This is a genomic window from Pseudomonas sp. P39-UII1, from assembly GCF_039672635.1.
Taxonomy (GTDB): Bacteria; Pseudomonadota; Gammaproteobacteria; order Pseudomonadales; family Pseudomonadaceae; genus Aquipseudomonas.
Genome location: NZ_JBDFPP010000003.1, coordinates 270209 through 289569, shown reverse-complemented (window position 1 = coordinate 289569; position 19361 = coordinate 270209). Strand labels below are relative to the sequence as shown.

At 57.6% G+C, this 19361-nt stretch carries 15 protein-coding genes; 6 read left to right on the top strand and 9 right to left on the bottom strand.

All coding sequences use genetic code 11. The features are described 5' to 3' along the window. Positions 1-27 precede the first annotated feature (27 nt). On the top strand, positions 28-813 hold the full coding sequence (locus ABEH27_RS06505; protein WP_346612757.1) for a lysophospholipid acyltransferase family protein: 786 nt from the start codon (positions 28-30) through the stop codon (positions 811-813). Between the two features lie 170 nt (positions 814-983). On the opposite strand, the gene ABEH27_RS06500 is transcribed toward ABEH27_RS06505, so the two are convergent. Together ABEH27_RS06500 and ABEH27_RS06495 are read right to left on the bottom strand one after the other, a co-directional pair. Next, a complete protein-coding gene (locus ABEH27_RS06500; protein ID WP_346612756.1) occupies positions 984-2603 on the bottom strand; it encodes an MFS transporter in 1620 nt (539 codons plus the stop codon). A gap of 96 nt (positions 2604-2699) precedes the next feature. After that, complete coding sequence (locus ABEH27_RS06495; RefSeq protein WP_346612755.1) at positions 2700-4346, bottom strand: GMC family oxidoreductase N-terminal domain-containing protein; 1647 nt, start codon at positions 4344-4346, stop codon at positions 2700-2702. A 126-nt stretch (positions 4347-4472) separates the two neighbouring features. Here ABEH27_RS06495 and ABEH27_RS06490 point away from each other — a divergent pair, with 126 nt between their 5' ends. Beyond that, positions 4473-5360: a LysR family transcriptional regulator gene (locus ABEH27_RS06490; RefSeq protein ID WP_346612754.1), complete on the top strand. Its 888-nt coding sequence runs from the start codon at positions 4473-4475 to the stop codon at positions 5358-5360. Here the strand turns inward: ABEH27_RS06490 and ABEH27_RS06485 are convergent. The 3 genes from ABEH27_RS06485 to ABEH27_RS06475 are packed head-to-tail and all read right to left on the bottom strand — an operon-like array spanning position 5349 to position 8358. Then, a complete protein-coding gene (locus ABEH27_RS06485) occupies positions 5349-6167 on the bottom strand; it encodes a sulfite exporter TauE/SafE family protein (RefSeq protein ID WP_346612753.1) in 819 nt (272 codons plus the stop codon). The genes ABEH27_RS06490 and ABEH27_RS06485 overlap by 12 nt on opposite strands. Continuing rightward, the gene (locus tag ABEH27_RS06480) at positions 6164-7435 is read right to left on the bottom strand and encodes an FAD/NAD(P)-binding oxidoreductase (protein ID WP_346612752.1); all 1272 of its coding nucleotides are present in this window, start codon (positions 7433-7435) and stop codon (positions 6164-6166) included. Before ABEH27_RS06480 ends, ABEH27_RS06485 begins: the two co-directional genes overlap by 4 nt. Positions 7436-7473: 38 nt before the next feature. Then, complete coding sequence (locus ABEH27_RS06475; protein WP_346612751.1) at positions 7474-8358, bottom strand: MBL fold metallo-hydrolase; 885 nt, start codon at positions 8356-8358, stop codon at positions 7474-7476. A 222-nt stretch (positions 8359-8580) separates the two neighbouring features. On the opposite strand from ABEH27_RS06475, the gene ABEH27_RS06470 reads away from it, so the two are divergent. Continuing rightward, on the top strand, positions 8581-9873 hold the full coding sequence (locus ABEH27_RS06470; RefSeq protein WP_346612750.1) for a sigma 54-interacting transcriptional regulator: 1293 nt from the start codon (positions 8581-8583) through the stop codon (positions 9871-9873). Between the two features lie 122 nt (positions 9874-9995). After that, positions 9996-10421 carry an RcnB family protein gene (locus ABEH27_RS06465; RefSeq protein ID WP_346612749.1) on the top strand — a complete coding sequence of 142 codons (426 nt, stop codon included), beginning with the start codon at positions 9996-9998 and terminating at the stop codon, positions 10419-10421. Positions 10422-11106: 685 nt separating this feature from the next. Here the strand turns inward: ABEH27_RS06465 and ABEH27_RS06460 are convergent. Together ABEH27_RS06460 and ABEH27_RS06455 are read right to left on the bottom strand one after the other, a co-directional pair. Next, positions 11107-11958 carry a hypothetical protein gene (locus ABEH27_RS06460; RefSeq protein WP_346612748.1) on the bottom strand — a complete coding sequence of 284 codons (852 nt, stop codon included), beginning with the start codon at positions 11956-11958 and terminating at the stop codon, positions 11107-11109. 1951 nt (positions 11959-13909) lie between these two features. Further along, the gene (locus ABEH27_RS06455) at positions 13910-14203 is read right to left on the bottom strand and encodes a hypothetical protein (RefSeq protein WP_326431792.1); all 294 of its coding nucleotides are present in this window, start codon (positions 14201-14203) and stop codon (positions 13910-13912) included. Positions 14204-14633: 430 nt separating this feature from the next. On the opposite strand from ABEH27_RS06455, the gene ABEH27_RS06450 reads away from it, so the two are divergent. Then, on the top strand, positions 14634-14993 hold the full coding sequence (locus ABEH27_RS06450; protein ID WP_346612747.1) for a hypothetical protein: 360 nt from the start codon (positions 14634-14636) through the stop codon (positions 14991-14993). A gap of 107 nt (positions 14994-15100) precedes the next feature. Here the strand turns inward: ABEH27_RS06450 and ABEH27_RS06445 are convergent, their stop codons facing one another. Both ABEH27_RS06445 and ABEH27_RS06440 read right to left on the bottom strand, forming a co-directional pair. After that, a complete protein-coding gene (locus ABEH27_RS06445; RefSeq protein WP_346612746.1) occupies positions 15101-17404 on the bottom strand; it encodes a S8 family peptidase in 2304 nt (767 codons plus the stop codon). A 134-nt stretch (positions 17405-17538) separates the two neighbouring features. Next, positions 17539-18582 carry an ATP-binding protein gene (locus ABEH27_RS06440; protein WP_346612745.1) on the bottom strand — a complete coding sequence of 348 codons (1044 nt, stop codon included), beginning with the start codon at positions 18580-18582 and terminating at the stop codon, positions 17539-17541. A gap of 313 nt (positions 18583-18895) precedes the next feature. Here ABEH27_RS06440 and ABEH27_RS06435 point away from each other — a divergent pair, with 313 nt between their 5' ends. Continuing rightward, positions 18896-19297: a hypothetical protein gene (locus tag ABEH27_RS06435; protein WP_346612744.1), complete on the top strand. Its 402-nt coding sequence runs from the start codon at positions 18896-18898 to the stop codon at positions 19295-19297. Positions 19298-19361 lie beyond the last annotated feature (64 nt).

Below are 19361 nucleotides of genomic sequence, written 5' to 3'. Positions count from 1 at the left end.
ATTTTTCTCAGGCGGGCGAGCCCCGCAATGGTACATGCCACTATGTCGATCCTGCAGGCGATCAGAATCTTTCTTTTTTACCTGCTGCTGGGCACCAGTTCGCTGCTGTGGTGCTCGCTGAGCTTTTTTATCGCGCCATTCTTGTCGTTCCCCAAGCGTTACAAGTTCATCAACGTGTACTGGTGTCGCTGCGCGCTGTTTTTGACCCGCACCATCCTTGGCATCGATTACAAGATCACCGGCGCCGAGAATGTGCCGAGTGAGCCATGCGTGATCCTGTCCAACCACCAGAGCACCTGGGAGACCTTCTTCCTTTCCCAGTACTTTTCGCCGCTGAGCCAGGTGCTCAAGCGCGAGCTGCTGTACGTACCGTTCTTCGGCTGGGCAATGGCCATGCTGCGGCCGATCGCGATTGACCGCGACAACCCCAAGGAAGCGCTGCGCCATGTGGCCAGCAAGGGTGATGAGCTGCTCAAGCAAAAGGTATGGGTGCTGATCTTCCCGGAAGGTACGCGGGTGCCGTTCGGTACGGTGGGCAAGTTCTCCCGCGGGGGTACCGCACTGGCGGTGAACGCCGGGCTGCCGGTGCTGCCGATCGCGCACAACGCTGGCAAGTTCTGGCCGAAGACGGGTTGGGGCAAACGCGCAGGTACCATCGAGGTGGTGATCGGCGCGCCGATGTACGCCAATGGCACCGGCCCGCGTGCCATTGCCGAGCTCAATGACCGCGCGGCTGCCTGGAATGAAGCGACCCAACGGGCGATGGGCTCGCTGCCACCGGTGGATGAAAAACCCCACGAGCAGATTGCCTGACGTTCTGTGGATAACTTGTTAGCAGTTTTTCAACGCAATACCCGAAGTCATCGCTAAGTGTATGAATTAGCTGTTTATTTCTGCGTATGACATTTTTCTGAAAAACGTGCATAAGTTTTTTCGAGGCATAAGAAAACCGGCTTTTACAGCCGGTTTTTTTATGGCTTCAGTCAGACCTTGTCGATATCCACATCCTTGGTTTCTTTCAGGCAGAAGATGCCCACCACCAGGCTGATCCCCGTCACCAGCACCGGGTACCACAGCCCGTAGAAGATATCCCCGGTGTACACCACCAGTGCAAACGACACCGTGGGCAAGAAGCCGCCGAACCAGCCATTGCCGATGTGGTAAGGCAGGGACATCGAGGTGTAGCGGATACGGGTGGGGAACAGCTCGACCATGACGGCTGCCAGTGGCCCATAGGTCATGGTCGCGATCAGGATCATCGCTACGATCAGCACCACCACCATCACCTGATTGACCTGCGCCGGGTCCGCCTTCGCCGGGTAGCCAGCCTGCTCGATTGCCGTGCGCATGGCGGTTTCGTCAAAGCCATTGATGCTTTTGTCGCCAATGTTCACCACCACCTGGCTGCCGGCCACATTCACCGAGCTGTACGGCAGGCCCTGCTTGACCAGGAAGGTCTTTACCTTGTCGCAAGGGCTGTCGAAGCGCGCCTTGCCGACCGGGTCGAACTGGAAGGTGCAGCCTTGCGGGTCAGCGGTGACCACGATCGGCGCTTGGCGGCTGGCCATGTCGATCTGCGGGTTGGCGTAGTGGCTGAGGGCCTTGAACAGCGGGAAGTACAGGACGGTGGCCAGCAACAGGCCGAGCATCAGGATTGGTTTACGGCCGACACGATCGGACAGCCAACCGAAGAACACGAAGAACGGTGCACCGATCACCACGCTGATGATCAGCAGGGTATTGGCCTGTGCCGGGTCCATCTTGAGCATCTGGGTCATGAAGAACAGCACGTAGAACTGCGCCGTATAGAAGGTCACAGCCTGGCCGGCATTGATGCTGAACAGCGCAGTGAGCACCACCTTGAGGTTGGGCCACGAGGTGAACGACTCACGGATCGGCGACTTGCTGATCTTGCCCTGGGCCTTCATTTTCACGAAGGCCGGCGACTCGTGCATGCTCATGCGGATCCACGTCGAAATCGCCAGCAGCACGATCGACAGCAGGAAGGGCAGGCGCCAGCCCCAGGTCTCGAACTGGTCGCCACTGATATAGCGGCTGCCCAGTACCACCAGCAACGACAACAGCAGGCCGAGGGTGGCGGTGGACTGGATGAAGCCCGTGTGGAAACCGCGCTTGCCGTGCGGCGCGTGTTCCGCCACATAGGTGGCCGCACCACCGTACTCACCACCCAGCGCCAGGCCCTGGAGCATGCGCAGGATCACCAGGATGATCGGCGCAGCAATGCCGATGCTGGCGTAGGTCGGCAGCAGGCCCACGGCAAAGGTCGAAAGGCCCATCAGCACGATGGTCACCAGGAAGGTGTACTTGCGCCCGATCATGTCACCCAGGCGGCCGAACACCAGCGCGCCGAAGGGCCGTACCAGAAAGCCGGCGGCAAAGGCCATCAGGGCAAAGATGAAGGCGGTGGTGTCGTTCACGCCAGCAAAGAACTGCTTGCTGATGACCGCGGCCAGCGCGCCATAGAGAAAAAAGTCATACCACTCGAAAACTGTCCCGAGGGATGACGCGAAAATGATCTTGCGTTCTTCACGGCGGCTAGGGCTGGCCGCCGTCGTACCCTGCTCTTGGATGTAATCCGACATCGTTGCTGTCCTCGGCCCGCAGGCCACAGTGATTATTCTTGTTGTTCCACTGTCGGCAGCCTTCGACCGCAAGCTGCCGGTACTGCACGCACCCGGTCAGGGCGTCGGTAGCGCGTCTTCGTTGAGGTAGGTTTGAGTAGCCGCTCCCTTGAGAATGAGTTGTGCCGCCTTCTCGGCGATCATCAGCGTGGGTGAACAGGTATTGCCGGAGGTGATCTGCGGCATGATCGAAGCATCCGCCACGCGCAAGCCAGGGATGCCGTGCACGCGCAGCTGGTTATCCACAACGTCGAGCGGGCCATTGCCCATACGGCAGGTACCCACTGGGTGGAAAATGGTCGTGCCGATCTTGCCGGCGGCTTCGAACAGGTCCTCTTCGCTCTGCAGGGCAGCGCCGGGCAGGTATTCCTGCGGGTCGAAGGCCGCAAGGGCAGGGGCCTGGACAATCCGCCGGGTGAGGCGGATGGCGTCGGCGGCAACGCGCAGGTCTTGCGGGTCGCTCAGGTAATTGGGGTCGATCGACGGTGCGCTGTTCATGTCCGCGCTGCAGATGTCGATACGCCCTCGGCTCACCGGGCGCAAGTTACACACCGACGCCGTGAAAGCCGGGAAGCGATGCAACGGCTCACCGAAGCGCTCCAGCGACAAGGGTTGCACGTGATACTGCAAGTTGGCGGTGGCCTGCTCCGGGCTGGAGCGCACAAACGCGCCCAATTGGCTCGGCGCCATGGCCAGCGGACCGCTACGGTCGTAGAGGTAGCGCAGGCCCATGCCCATCTTGCCCCACATACTGTTGGCCATCTGGTTGAGGGTGCGGGTGTTGCGGATCTGGTAGATCAGGCGCAACTGCAGGTGGTCCTGCAGGTTGCCGCCGACACCTGGCATATCGTGGCGTACGCCTATGCCCAAGGTTTCCAGCAGTGGGCGCGGGCCGATACCGGAGCGCTGCAGGATGCCGGGCGAGCCCACGGCGCCAGCGCAAAGGATAATCTCGCGGCGCGCCGCGAACTCATGCCAGGCGCCTTGCCAGAACGCTTTCACGGCGCGGGCGCGGGTATTGTTCAGCAACACCTGGTCAACCTGCACACCCGTCAGCACCGTCAGGTTGGTGCGGTTATGCACAGGCCGCAGGAAAGCCTTGGATGCGTTCCAGCGCACACCACTGCGCTGGTTCACCTGAAAGTATCCACAGCCCAGGTTGTCACCCGTGTTGAAATCGTCGACCTTGCCGATACCGCTCTGCTCGGCAGCGTCCCGGAAGGCATCGAGGATCGGCCAGCTGTAACGCTGGCGCTCTACACGCCATTCTCCAGCGCCACCGTGATGCTCGCTGGCGCCGGCAAAGTGGTTTTCGCTGGCCTTGAACAGCGGCAGCACGTCATTCCAGGCCCAACCGTCGTTGCCTTGGGCGGCCCAGGCGTCGTAATCGGCGGCTTGGCCACGCATGTAGATCATGCCGTTGATCGAAGAACAGCCACCGAGCACCTTGCCCCGTGGATAACCCAGGCTACGGCCACCCAGGCCGGCTTGCGCTTGCGTCTTGAAGCACCAGTCGGTGCGGGGGTTGCCGATGCAGTAGAGGTAACCGACGGGGATATGAATCCAGGGATAGTTATCGCGGCCGCCCGCTTCGAGCAGCAGCACGCGGCAGGAAGGGTCGGCAGACAAACGATTGGCCAGCAGGCACCCGGCGGGCCCGGCACCGACGACCACGTAATCGAAGACAGAATCGGCTGATGGCATGTGCAACCTCGCGCCTGATTTTTATTCTTGTCGTCCCACATCTTATTGATTAATTTCGCTGAGGGAACACGTGATTTCGCGCAGCCGTTGTGCGTTTTAGCACAGCGACAAACAGGGAAAGGATGCATGTTCGACTGGAATGATCTGCGGTTTTTCCTCGAGTTGCAGCGCAGCGGCCGCTTGCTGAGCGCCGCCAAACGCCTCAACACTACCCACAGCACTGTCGCCCGGCACATCGAAAGCATCGAGAAGAGCCTGGGCACTGCCCTGTTCGTGCAACACGCCCAAGGCTACGAACTGACGCCTTCGGGCCAGGCATTGCTCAAGCACGCCGAAGCCATGGAGAACGTCGCGCTGCTGGCGCAGGAAGAAATCACCCAGGCCATCACGCCGCTGGGCAAAGTGCGCCTGGGGGTGACCGAAGGCATCGGCATCATGTTCTTCACCCCGCGCATGAACCCGCTGTTCGAGCGTTACCCGGGCCTTGAGGTGGAACTGGTGGCAGTGCCTCGGTTTGTCAGCATCCTCAACCGCGAGGCGGAAATCAGCATTCACCTCGAGCGGCCCAACGCCGACCTGCTGATCACCCGCAAACTCACCGACTACCGCCTGGCGTTGTATGCCAGCCAGGCGTATCTCGACCGCGCGCCGCCCCTGCGCAACCGTGAAGACCTCGCCCGGCATAGCTGGATTGGTTACGTCGACGACCTGCTGTTCAGCCAGGAACTGCTGTTCCTCAACAGCTTCTGCCGGGCACCCAGCGTGGCCTTTCGCAGCACCAGCGTGATCGCCCAGCAAACCGCTGCCCGCGCAGGGTTGGGCATCGCCGTGCTGCCCAACTACATGGCCCGCCACGACCCAAGCCTGGTGCGCGTGCTGCCCAGCGAAACCATCCAGCGCAGCTACTGGATCTGCACCCGCCGCGAGTTGCACAAGTCGGTGCGCCTGCGGGTGGTCTGGGACTACCTGCTGGCGCTGTGCGCGGCCGAGCAGGACGAGCTGCTAGCCGAGTAATGCCTTGCCGGCCAGCAGCAGCGCAGCGCCAACGCCAACCACCGCGAACAGCTGCTGCAGGCGTGGCCCGGCCAGCTTGCTTGCCAATGGCCGCGCCAGCAGCAAACCGAGCACTGCGCCGACGGCAAACGGTGCACCGACCCGCCAGTGCATCACACCGGCCACGCTGGCGCTGACCACGCTGCCGGTGGACACCAGTGCGATCACCGCCAGCGAGGTCGAGACGATGCTTTTCATGCGCAGGTTGGTGTAGCGGTTCAGGGCTGGGATGATCACGAAGCCGCCGCCCACACCCAGCAAGCCGGACAACAGCCCAGAAGCTGCGCCAGTCATGGCCAGTGCCCTGGCGCAGGGCAGCGTCCAACGCAGCCGGCCCTGCAACGGGTTGAGCACGCAGGGTTCGATAAAGCGGTGTGCGTCGTTGGTTTCGCCACGCAGCTCCCTGGCCGCCTTGCGCCAGATGCGTAGGCAGGCATTGACCAGCACCCCGGCGAACACCAGCGCCAACGGTGTATCAGGCAAGCGGTGGGCGAGCATCAGGCCGAGTGGCGCTGCTGCTATGCCGATCAGGGCGATAAACACAGCCGCGCGATATCGCACCAGCCCTTGGCGCAAACCAAGTATCGCCCCGACAGCAGCAGCAAGGCCTACGGCAAGCAGGCCGATCGGCGCAGCCTCGACCATCGACAGGCCAAGGCCGAACACCAGCAGCGGCACCGCCAGGATGCCACCGCCTGCGCCGGTCAGCGCCAGCACCGCGCCGATGATCGCGCCCAACATGGCACCGAGCAATTGATGATCGATCACTGCGCCGCCTCGGCTACCAGCGGCTGGGGCCGGGCCATCCACTCCCGCCCCTTGAGCATGCCTTGCCAGTACAGCGGTGGCAGCACCCGCGCCTTGAGCAGCCAAGCCAGGCGCGTGGGCTTGCGGCCATCGAGCAACCAGCGAGGGAAGCTCGGCGCGACCTTGCCACCGTAGGTGAATTCGGCGAGGACGATCTTGCCGCGCTCGACGGTCAGCGGGCAGGAGCCATAGCCATCGTACTGGGCGAGCGTAGGCAGCCGACCCAGCGCCACCAGCACGTTGTTGGCCACCACCGGCGCTTGCTTGCGCGCGGCGGCGGCGGTCTTGGCATTGCTGGTGCTGGCCACATCACCCAAGGCATGGATATTGGCGAATTGACGATGGCGCAGGGTATGCGGGTCCACATCGACCCAGCCGGCAGCATCGGCCAACAGGCTCTGGCGGATGAAGTCCGGGGCAACCTGCGGCGGTACCACGTGCAACATGTCGAAGGCCTCGGTGCGGCTTTCGCTGCTGCCATCGGCCAGGGTACGCACGAACGTGGCGCGTTTGTTGGGGCCATCTACCGCCACAAGGCGCTGGCTGTAGTTGAGGTCGACGCCGTACTTGTCGATGTAGGCCATCAGCGCAGGCACATAGTCGGGCACACCGAACAGCACGGTGCCGGCATTGAAGAAGCTGGCTTTTACATCGCCCAGCTGACCGTGGCGCAACCAATGGTCGCAGGACAGGTACAACGCCTTCTGCGGCGCACCCGCGCATTTGATCGGCATGGGCGGCTGGGTGAACAGGGCGCGGCCTTGCTTGAGGTTTTGCACCAGCTCCCAGGTATAAGGTGCCAGGTCGTAGCGGTAATTGGAGGTCACGCCGTTACGGCCAAGGGTTTCGCTGAGCCCGTCGATGGCTGCCCAATCGAGCGTAAGGCCAGGGCAAACCACTAATTGTTCGTAACTGATGGAACGGCCGTCATCCAGCAGGACCAACTGGCGCAATGGGTCGAAACCTTGAACGTGCGCCTTGACCCAGTGCACACCCCGGGGAATGGTCGAAGCCATGGTACGAGCAGTGCTTGGCGCGTTGAACACGCCAGCGCCGACCATGGTCCAGCCAGGTTGGTAGTAATGCACGTCCGCGGGGTCGATCACTGCAATGTCCAGTGAGGGGTCGCGGTTGATGAGGCTGGAAGCCGTGGCGATTCCGGCAGCGCCGGCACCAACGATCACCACCTTGTGGTGGTCGGAAGTGGCAGGGGACAACAAGGCAGGCATGGCGGTAAATCCTGGAAATCTGGTTATGGGCAGGGCATTCAGAGCTTGTTCAGCGGAATCTTCAGGTAGCTCACCCCGTTGTCTTCAGGCTCAGGGAAATGACCGCTGCGCATGTTGACCTGTACCGACGGCAGAATCAGTACCGGCATCTCCAGGGTCTTGTCGCGGGCTTCACGCATGGTCACGAAGCTGTCCTCGTCGATCCCCTGATGGATGTGGATATTGTTGGCGCGCTGCTCAGCCACAGTGGTGACGTACTGCATGTCGCGCCCGCCTGGCAGGTAGTCGTGGCACATGAACAGCTTGGTCTGGTCCGGGAAGGCCAGCAGGCGCCGGATCGACTTGTACAAGGTACGCGCGTCGGCACCCGGGAAGTCGCAGCGCGCGGTGCCGTAGTCGGGCATGAACAGGGTGTCGCCCACGAACAGCGCCTGTTCCCCGGCATCCATTACCAGGTAACTCATGCAGGCCGGCGTATGCCCTGGGGTATGCAGGGCACGTGCATGCAGGTTGCCGATGCGAAAGCCTTCCTCATCCATCAGCAACACATCGAACTGGCTGCCGTCACGGGCAAAGCCAGGCTCGGCGTTGAACAAGGCGCCGAAGGTCTTCTGTACCCTGATTATTTCGGCACCGATGGCGGTGTGGCCCCCGAGCTTTTCCTTGAGATAAGCCGCAGCCGAAAGGTGGTCGGCGTGCACATGGGTTTCAAGCACCCACTGTACCTGGGCGCCCAAGGCCTGTACCCGCTCGACAAGCCGATCGGCGGATGCAGTGCAGGTGCGGCCTGACTTGGGGTCGTAATCCAGCACGCTGTCGATCAACGCGCACTGGTTGGTTTCACGGTCCAGCACCAGGTAGCTGATGGTCGAGGTCGCCTCGTCGTAGAAAGCTTCCACGTGCAAGTTGTTGCCGATGATCATCTCGTTCTCCAAGTAATCCACCGCGCCTTGTGCAGGCGTAGGCGGTGACAGGTGGTTTATCAAGATGCATGCCAGGAATTTGCCAGCGTCATGGCGAGTAATAACGGGCCTAAGTGGCGTGCGGCTGGCAGGCTGTCAGCCGAAGTGGCAGTCGACTGTCAGCCAATGGCAGTGTTTGGCAGTCCTTGTTACCCTGCGCCGGGTTATCCATCCGGTGCCGTCATGTCTGATTCCCATTCACTCATCCTAGCTCTGGTTTCCTACCTCGAACACGATGCGCTGCCTACCATCGTACTGGACACCGACTACAACATCCTCGCCGCCAATGCTGCCCATCGCCGGCAATTCGGCCGTGACGACCAGGCGCCGCTGGGTGAGAAATGCCACCGGGTTTCCCATCACTACGCCGTGCCTTGCGATCAGGCTGGCGAGCATTGCCCGATGCGCAAGGCCTGGGACAGTAAGCTGCCGGAGCGCGTACTGCACATTCACCACACCCCGCGCGGGCCCGAACATGTGGATGTGGAACTGCGGCCGATCCTGGATGAGCAGGGTAGGGTGGTGGCCTTTGTCGAGCGCCTGACCACAATCACGCTGGCCTCGGCACAGCCTCAGCAACAGGGCCTGGTCGGCCGTGCGCCGGCGTTCAAGGCTGCGCTGGCCAGCTTGCAACGGGCAGCACCCGCGCAGATCCCGGTATTGCTCCAAGGCGAATCAGGCACCGGCAAAGAGCTGTTCGCCCGGGCGATCCATATGGGCAGCCCACGGGCAAATGGCCCCCTGGTAGTGGTGGACTGTACCGGCCTGACAGAGTCGCTGTTCGAGAGTGAATTGTTCGGCTATGAGAAGGGCGCCTTTACCGGTGCCCACCAACGCAAGGTCGGCCTTGCCGAAGCTGCCCATGGCGGTACGCTATTCCTCGACGAGATCGGCGAAGTGCCCCTGGCGATGCAGGTCAAATTGCTGCGTCTGATCGAGTCCGGCAGTTTCCGCCCGGTTGGCAGCACACGGACCGTGCATGCGGATTTCCGCCTGGTGTCAGCCACTCATAAACCGCTCAAGCAGATGGTGGCAGCAGGTACTTTCCGTGAAGACCTGTATTACCGCATCAGCGGTTTTCCGATCCGCTTGCCCGCGTTGCGTGAGCGGGTTGAGGACCTGCCACTGCTCGCGCAGAGCCTGTTGCAACGTATGGCTGGCAAACCCAGCGCAAGCCTGACGGCTGAGGCACTGCAGCAACTGGCACTGCATCCGTTCCCCGGCAATATTCGCGAACTGCGCAACATCCTGGAGCGGGCACGATTGTTCGCCGATGACGGGCTGATCCGGCCTGAGCACCTGCCGGAGGATATCAACCCTCAGCCAGCCGGGTTGAGCAGGGGGAACAACCTGAGTGATCTGGCCCATGCGCTGGCGCAGTTCCAAGGGCCACGCAGTGAATTGGCGCGCCACCTGGGCATGAGTGAACGCACCCTGTATCGGCGCTTGAAAGCCTTGGGGCTGAGCGCACCGTAGTTCTTTACCGGACCTTTACCTCTGGGCACGGATTACTCTGATCGAATCATGGTCTGACGTATCAACCGTACCAGGCGTCCCGATCAAACCGCCGGGCGTGAACTTGCAAGGATCGACATTCGATGAAAAAAACCCTCTCCGTGCTCTGCGCCACGCTGATGCTCAGCGCACCACTGGCCAGCTTCGCTCAACCTGGCCCACCTCAGGGGCACGATGGCGGCCCATCGCACCAGGATCAGGGTCGCCCACATAAAGGGCAGCAGCAGGGTCATCCGCAGCCACAAGGCAAACCCGGCAACGGCCACGCTCAGGGCTACCGCAACCCCAACTATCGCCCGCAACCCGGTATGCCGATACCTCACCAGCAATGGCAACGCGGCCATGTTGTGGACCCGCACTACCGTGATGACCGCTACTGGGTAACTGACTGGCGCGCCCGCCACCTGTCGCCACCGCCGCGCGACCACCGCTGGTTGTACGTTAACGGTGACTACGTATTGGTGGCGATTGCATCTGGGGTAATCGCGAACATTCTCACCGGCTATTGAAGACTTGGAATCAGCAGCCAATAAAAAGCCCGCTTGCGCGGGCTTTTTATTGGCGGTCAATCTACCGAATGTAGGTTCACAAAATAGATGATACGGGAGGCCCAGCAAACACTGCGAAAAAGTCACCTTTTATGTGAGTGCGGAGCAGGGGAGTCACAGAAAAGATGAGAAAAGCCTATCGGACTCACAAAATAGATGATCTCTCGGATCAGGTTTAGTCGTCCTAGCTTTTCTTGACTGGGGATCCACCGAGTTCAGCTCCTAGCCAATCGGGAGCATGCGCAAATGGGTGTAATCGGCCCAGACTGTGTCAAATACCCCAGAACTTGTCGGCGCAATCCGCACCATCCCTAGCGTCTTATCGGACCTGGTGATCAATGCTGTGCACTAGAGCGTCATCAGGGGGGACGCATACAAATACGATTTTCCGTGAACAGCACGGCCAACAGGCCTGTAAACTACTCAGGAGGCACGCAGCCAACTCTCTCAGGATCGTTCGCGATTCGTCATCAATCCTGACACCGGGTGCCGTGGAACCACCACTTCATGGTCAGCGAACGGTTAACGGAAACGCATCAGGCGCACACGAAGCGCAGCCAAGCGCTGGGCCGAGGTCGTAGAGGGGCACGGTAAGCCTGCCCTGGATCGAGCGGGAAAGCTTGAATGAACACCGCAGCTAAGTCTTTTACCTCCAAAACGCGCAAGCTCGTAGAGATTGACAGAGCTGCTCACGCCAACCTGGCTTCGGGGCATCCATGTACTGTTTTGGATTCACCACTTGCATTACGGCATGAGGGGCTAGCGCGAGCGCACGGCCGTGCTCCCAGAACTCGATACCGCACACGTCACCGGGAAGTTTCTTCAGATAACGGTTGAGATTGTCCCCGCTAAACGAGACGTCCAAGACCGCAACCCAACCACTAAAATCAAGCTCCACAATGCTGTCCCCGTGGTGCTCTGCTGGTGATTTGTCAATTCCCGCATATCGGAGCAGTCCTTCACTTTCAAACCCTTGCCTTTTTTTGATAAGTACGCCATCAGGCACACGCAGTCCTGTGCGCGCGATGCTATCTAGATAGTCCGAATTGGTTCCATGATAGATCCGTTGTTGTTTGAAGTACTGGAGTTTCACGACGTAATAACCGCAGAACGGCTGTATGCCTTCATCGCGAAAGCTTCTTACCCCTGTTTTCAACGTACATTCGCACTTGTAGTCGGTCGGGGAGCTGTACAGCGTAGCTGCGCCATCTGCTTTGGTTGCGCTGGAGCGATACAACACATCGTCCACTAACGCTGTAAGCTCCTCCCCACTAACCATACAAAACGCTTTGACCGGCACAAAGTGCTCTTCACAGGTAGAACAGCGGTTTATCTGATCTTGATCGCCATTAACTTCAGCGTTACAGGAGGGGCAAAATACTAACATAGAAGCAATCCGCAGGCATAAATTAGAGCAAGGATTACACAGATGTTTGATTTTATGAAGCACTTCAGGGCCACGTGATTCATACGATTTTGAAAATAGCGTCTGAATCATCCCGGGTTTCCTAGACTGTTGGCGCTGATGCCGAATTGACCCACTGGCCGAGATGTCGCTGACCCAATCTAATTTCTTGAGAACTATTGCCTGTGCTGGATTTTTCCCGAGTGGAGGTGGATCAGTCTTGCGTCGGCACGTGGATCAATTCGGCATCGCCGCCAACAGGCATAACCTGTTCGGCCCTTGGTGGCGCGGTTAACCGCCACTTACTACGGCTTCGGCTGACTTCTACACGCTCATCCCGACGCCTCTCGACGCTCGGTAGCACAGTGGCAAACGTGCAGATCTCCCAGGGTAATTCGCGCGACCTTCCTGCTTATGCCTGTCGGATCTACGTCACAGCGTTCAGTGCAAATATTGGGCTTTGAAGATTGTGGCCTTCTTACCCCGCTGCACCGCCTCGTATCCGCTTCCTGTTCGTCAGGCCAGCATTTTGCCTCGGGCTTCCTTCAGATTCGCAGTCGCCCGCGAGACCCTTGCCTCTGGCTAATACTTCCCCTTGCCGGGTGTGTAGAGGGCTTTCACCTCCAAGTCACCTGCTTGGCCACCACAGCCAAGCGGGTTGCGCTTACGCGCAACGCGCCATGCCTGGCGCACCGCAAAAAAAGGCACCCCACGGGTGCCTTTTCAATATGTCTGAGGAGTAGTCGCAGCGATCCTTTAGCTCCCAGTCTAATGACCTTGGGTTCAGAATCCGACAGGCTAGACCTGTCGTCACTACTTCAGAGAAACCAGCTTTCTCTGCTGCCAAAAATGCCGGGGGGCCTTTGCTGGTACCCAGTCACGACGAATGCGCGATTGCAGTCCTCCGATACGACGTTACCCGAGGAGGCAAGCTCGTTCAATCCCATGCGATGAAAGGCTCAGATTCCTCACAACAGCCGGGCTTTGAGGTCAAAAGCGGTCGGTCGTGAATGACCGCTTTCGACCCAAAGCGGTACCCCACGCACGGCCGAACCCTGCCAAAAGCTGTCACTAATGATTAGGCTAAGGGGGCGGCTTTAGCCGGTCCCGATTGAGCGAAACGAACGATTTGAACAAGTTGTCAGGGGGTGGAGCTGGCTTTAGGCTACCGCGCACCGAGCGAATATTATTTCGGGTAATGATGCTGAGTTTGAAAATTCTCAGAAATATGCAGCGCCACGTTTTTGGAAGCATGGAGCGAAGCAGGCGGCGAGCGGGAGCTATCGGCAAAAGTACGAGCCAGAAGATGCTGACAACAATACCGATGACTAGACCGATTGGCATCAAAAAAACTTGCGCAAGATCTTGGAGAAACTGGAGTGTACGAAATGGTCGCTCATAAGTATGGTGTTTCAGTAGCGCACCGGAAATAACGTTTGTGCCAATTGCTCCTGATACGAATGGAAGCATGTAGGCGAACACTAGATGGTAACGCTCAAGCCGAGATAGTACATCCTGTGACACATTACCTGACGATTGCAGCTCCCTACATCGCTCCAACACATCGAGAAAAGCAATGTGCCCAAAAGCGCTGCGGCCATGCAAGGCGAGAGTGAGAGCGTGTCAAAATCACAGCAAGGAATAGCGAAAAAAAGCCGTAGCCATCGAGCGGGAGGTCTTGTAAAGCCGAGCTTGGCGAGTTCCAACAAGCAGTGAGAGGGGGGCAGCGCATCAAAAAGCTATACGATTACCGCTCGAAAGCGGCACATGGTGGGGTAACTACGGACGAAGTGCTAGTCGAACATATGATTGAGGTTCGCGGACTTTTGTCTCGTCTCCTGTGTCGAATGACTGAGCAAGCCCGACATCACTCGACAGAGGAATTCGAGGTTTTTCTGTTGAACTAATCATTCAATCGCTTGAAAAGCTTGATTTGAAGCAATCCAAAAAATAATAGCAGCGCCAGCCGGTCTCTCAATAGATGTATTGGATGTTGTGGTGACTTTAGGTAAAAGGCCACCTGATTTAGGTGGCTTTTTACAGATTAGATGCTTTTTGGGAGCAAGCCTTGTTGTGTCTGTGGAATGCTCAATTGCAAGTGCAGCAAAATACCTAATCCATTTCCTGTTTCTAAAGCGTCAGACCAGCCAAATGCAAATGCTTCAGCAATGAACCACTCCTTAGCACGCTGACAATAGTTTGATACTTTAGTTGTCGGATTGGACTGATTGTAGATAGCTACGACAAGCTCTTTCGAAGCTAAAAAAGTTGGATTTCCAACAGTAACATTTCGTGGATCCGGAAAATTGAAAGGTCTTCCCAATTGAGGTGTGGTCATGATTCTTCCTATTTGATTGTTTTTTCTCTAGTCGCGGCACTGCGGGCTTATGTACACCGTTCAGAGCGAAAATCACCAAGCCCGCGAGCTGCGTCAGATATTAGTCTAAGTAAGAACGCCTGACAATTGGTGATTTTTAGCACATCTAGTGGCGCCGGGGGACATTTGATGGTGTTGAATCATATTGCGGCTCAAAGTCAAAATCTTTCTTCAATCCTAAGCAATGTGAATCGACCTGAACTTTCTCCCCCCCCCCCGAAAGGCTGCTTTTGGCCGATTTCTGCCCTTCGTGAAGGGCAGCTTCGGGTCGAAAGCGGTCACTCGCGATGATTGCAATCGACCCATTGCGGACATTCAGAGAGAAGCCCCAGCCATCTAGGTATATGCTTTGCGCTTCTGAAATGGATTTCCAAGTGAGGGCATGTGGCTTATGACTAGTTCCGAAATTCACGAGCGGTTGAACAACCGTCGATTCACGGTAGCCAACAACTCCCAAGGGCTATCTGGTAGTGGAACGATATTTCACTATCTCGTCGACGGTGGAGCCATCACCGGCACATACCACGGCGGCCGGATCCGCATGGGCAGTCAAGTGGGGCGGGTGACCGGCAGCAACACCATCGAGCTTCTTTATCACTGCCTTACCACTGAGGATGAGATCCTTGCTGGCTGGTCGCGCGGTGAGATTGGCCAAGACGATCTTGGGCGCACGACGCTTCATTTTGTTTGGGGATGGTTATCCGGTGCGACGGGTGGGGGCGAGTCTAGTTACATTGAGCTTGTCGACTAGCTAATCTACCGCAGAAGCGGTGATTCTCGCCTGCAATGGGTCGAAAGCAGCCGGTTTCGACTGACCGCGATCAACCCAGAGCGGCCGGTGAGCCATTTGAACGATATTTAAACCAAGATAGCCAGCTTGTTTTCGACAGCGGTATACAGATCGATGTCCGTCTCTGGGGTTTTGATAGAGATGATCAGGCTGTAACGAGCGGGGAGCGCGTACCGGTTGAGATTGGGTCGGGTTCTCCACCAGCCCATTCCAGGAAACACAGCCAGCAAGCCACGGCTTGCGAGATCAGCAGCAGTGCCTTTCCAAATGTCTTGGTGAATGGACCCTTTGTGCCTGTATTGCCCCCCGAGGAGCCAGTCGGGATCCTTGGGCGCCATCCCTTCATTCACTTGCTCAGCAGCCGCATTTACGCGTCCCACAAAATCATCAGGCCCTTCCAAAGGCCGCTTAACATCGAATCGTAGGCGGTGTGATGGGTAGTGATACTTGGACGCGGAGCCGCGAGCAGAGGGATTCGGCTCAACAAAATAGGAAAGGGTGACCTTCATCTCCACCTCTGCGCCTTGCAGAGCTTCAAGCTCGTCCTTTGGCCAAGGGATGTTGTGGAGGTTCATCTCCTTCGTATCGATCTTCCCCTTCCCTTTTTTATAAGGAAAGAGCTGGTCTTCCACCACCAAGGTCAGAGAGTTGCTCGCACTCCAAAGAGCACGCTCAAGACTCGGTTCTCCCCAGCCGGCATGTCGAATAAGGTTTACGTAGTCCGATTTCACTGGGCGAGCAGGAAGATAAGCGTCACGCATAGCTTCCGACCATTCCGCTGAGTGAACAATCAGGGCGCGGACTGTCTCTGGACGCAAGGCTGGGTACTGAACCAGAATTTGGGCCGCCATACGTGAGCACAATGCCGACGCTGCGCTCGTAGCGTTAAAGGTGCAGAATCGTCTTGCCTCGAACTCATTCTTGGCGGTGAGCAAATTAAGGCTCGCCATCCCCGCTGCGCCATATCGGTCCTTGGCAGCATTGCCCCCCTCAAAAACCACGTCCGGTTTCAATGGCCAGGCACTTTCCCACGTAGCAGAGGTTGTAGTGAAGGGGCTGAGCCCACCTTCTTGCGCTATTGGTTCATAGGCCGTGGGTCTCGTGTCCATTTTGCGGGTACAGGCACCCACTGTCAGAGCGTTCCAAGCCTGCCCCGGATCATGGATCAGGTTGGTGCTCAAGCTCGCGGGATAAAGCATCCAGGCGTTGATGTCGCGAATGTTCCCGGCCGATTGGATGAACAGCCTGGGGAACTCACCTTCGTTATCGGCATCCGCAGCTAGGCTGTCCAGCTTTGAAGACCAGGAGGATGGGCGACCGCGGTCACGATAGTCCTCGGCGCTAACTGCTGAATTAAAGACCCTGGATCGATCCGCGTGGCTAATTTCTGGTCGCGCCACCCCTTCAGCAAAAAGCGATGCATGAAGCAGTGCGTTCCCCTCGTTCGCCCCATGGCTTGGAAGAAGCTTCACCGACTCAAGCCGATGATGAATGCTCACACGTTCAAGTGATGACAGGCAGTCGGTAAGATCGCCATAGGCTGCGAGGGCTGCCATGCCGGTGCCGTGGTTCTCCTCATCGTGCTTACCCCACTGAGGGTTAACGGTGTGAGTATCCTCTTCCTCGATCAGTGGACTGAGCAAGGGGTGAGCGCGATTGACCCCAGAGTCCAGCAAACAAATTCTAGGAGCGCGACGATTGACTGCTGGGAAATCAGTTCTCGCAACCAGTTCATCCAGCCATTCGATTTGCTCTTCATTGGCCAAGTCATCGAAGCTATCTGCGGTTTCTTTGGCTCGACGAAGCTCAGCGACGCAGTTGAGCCCCATCACCGATTGCGAAAATTGGCGCTGTGAACCTTTCATCAGCACCACAGTTCGTTCGGGAAAATCAGCTCGTGCTTCGCTGACTACGCATCCACTACCTTCGACGATCTTAGTGAAATCGTTAATAACGGCCTGGCGCGCACCTCGTACCGGAAGCCACACCTCCCACCAAAACTCTTTTGATTTGTCGTCCGGCAGCAAATCTGGATCGTCTGTCCATAACGCTTCCAACTCGGCGTTGCGAATCGATTCGATCGTGTTGACTAGGTTACGGTGGTCTCGGGGATTACCGTTCTTGTCCTTCTTCTCCTGAAGGTACTCCGTAACGATCCTCTCAAAGTGGTCGAGCTTGCCATCGGGGACGAAGACGTTGGCAATGGTCTGGTGTCCCTCTTGGCGTACGCTGAGGAGTTCGATTTTCTTGCGCTCATCACCAAGGCTTTGGAAAGCCATTTCCACATCGGGTTGACCGATGAACTGGATTTGCAAGCCCAAGCCGCTTTCAACATCTATCCCCTGTTGAAAGTTCTTAGCTGCTTCGGCCATTGGCTTCAATGCGTGCAGTTGATGCTGAAGTGACGCACCATGCTGCTGCCTTGGCAAATCTGGGATCTGCGGCTTTACGCCACCCTTAGAGGCATGTGCCGTGAAATCTCTCGGCTTAGAATTTTTTGGCAGTATTAAGTGTTCACGCTTTGCGTTTCTTTTGTCCGGCATGGCTCGCTGCTACGTTGTTTTGCCAATTTCTGGCTGAGCAGTTGGCGGTCCATCAATGCCTTGCCCAGCGTCTGTCCTTTGACGCGTTCTTCATCATGCATAACGGCATCTTTAATAGCGTCATCCACCGCCCGCCGGATTTCGGCATAGCTCAAGCCAGCAGCCTTTTCCCCAATGGCTTTAGCTGAAAAGGGCTTAGGTGCGAAATGGCCAAGCCGCGAACGAATAAGACTCGATGCTTGTTCAGCAGTAGGTAAGTGATACTCGATGACGTCATCGAAACGACGAAATAAGGCGTAGTCAAGGATCTCGGGGTGATTAGTCGCGGCAATGATTAGGCTATTTGATTGGTCTTCTTCGATCATCATCAAAAAGCTGTTTAGGACCCGTCGGATCTCGCCAACATCGTTTGGCATTCCACGCTGGGAACCAATTGCGTCGAACTCATCAAAAAAATAGACACCACGGACTTCAGCTATGGCATCAAAAACCTGCCTAAGCTTCGCCGCAGTTTCACCCATAAACTTGGTAATAAGCGTGTCCAAGCGGACAAGGAAAAGTGGCACTCCGAGCTCACCAGCTAGAGCGGAGGCAGTCATGGATTTACCCGTCCCTGGGGGGCCTACCAACAGCACCTTCCTGCGAGGAGAAAGCCCATGCTCTCGTAGACGAGAAAACATTCGTTGTTCTTTCAAGACTCGTTGCAACTGAGCAGATGCCGTTTCGTCGAGAACCATCTCTACGAAGCGATCTTTAGGATAGGTAACGCTCAGCAAGCCCGCCATTTCGCCGCGAGGCTTGGCAAGGGGAGTAGGGCTATTGCGTCGACCTTCCAGACTCACACTGCTTTTGGCAGCATCAATCATGTCGCGCAGATCGGTCGCCAGCTTGCCATGGCCCGATTTAGCTTCGCGCGCGGCAACCTGCATCGCTACGGAATAGAACTGACTGTCATCCCGTTCGATGTGAGATTTCACGAGCGCTTTGAGCTGTTCGGCGCTGGCCATTTCTGTTACCTGATCTCTGCAAAAAATGCCCAATCCGTGGCTATGGCGACGACGCGGTGCTCAGGATAGGAGGGACTCAATGACTCGCATCCTGCTCGCCAAAGCAGGATTACGTTATGCCACCATGGTAGCAGTTAGAGTCAAGGGAGACGACTCCATTCCTATGAGCGGTGTCCTGATTTGAGTTTGAGGGATCGCCCCCATTCAGACCTCGTCTGAGGATCAGGAGCACCAGGATAGGCGTCAAGGAGCTGGTCATTTTGAGGTGGACTATGCTGACCAGTTGCTCTCAAATCTAATCGTGAGGTCCTCCATGGCAAACCCCAATCTGCTCGTTCGATTCAGAGATGAAGTCCTTTTGGCCGGGCCTGAAAGCTCCCTACCTAGCAACCTATCTCAGTTCTGGCTTGAGGAGCTCCAGAATCATCTGGAGAGGTATTTCGACGGTTTGAACTCGGAGTCGGATGCAGAAGAGAAGGATCTCGACATCTCCCTCCCACTCGCAGCGATCATCCACATCTTGTTCGCAAAGAATGGTGGGGAGGAGATATCCGAGAGCTCTGAAAAGCTGTACGAGTATTTCCAAGACTACCGGCTCGAACTGGCCCTCGAAGAGATTACGCGCAAGACTCATGTGGCTGCCGAGGCTGCAACCATTGAGACCATCTTCACCAACCGAGACGTCCTGGTGGAGCAAAGCCCCCTCCTTCAATAGGTACCTCCACCGATGCCATCGCCGGCGGGCACGCTCCGAGGCAATGAAGGAATGCATTTCACGG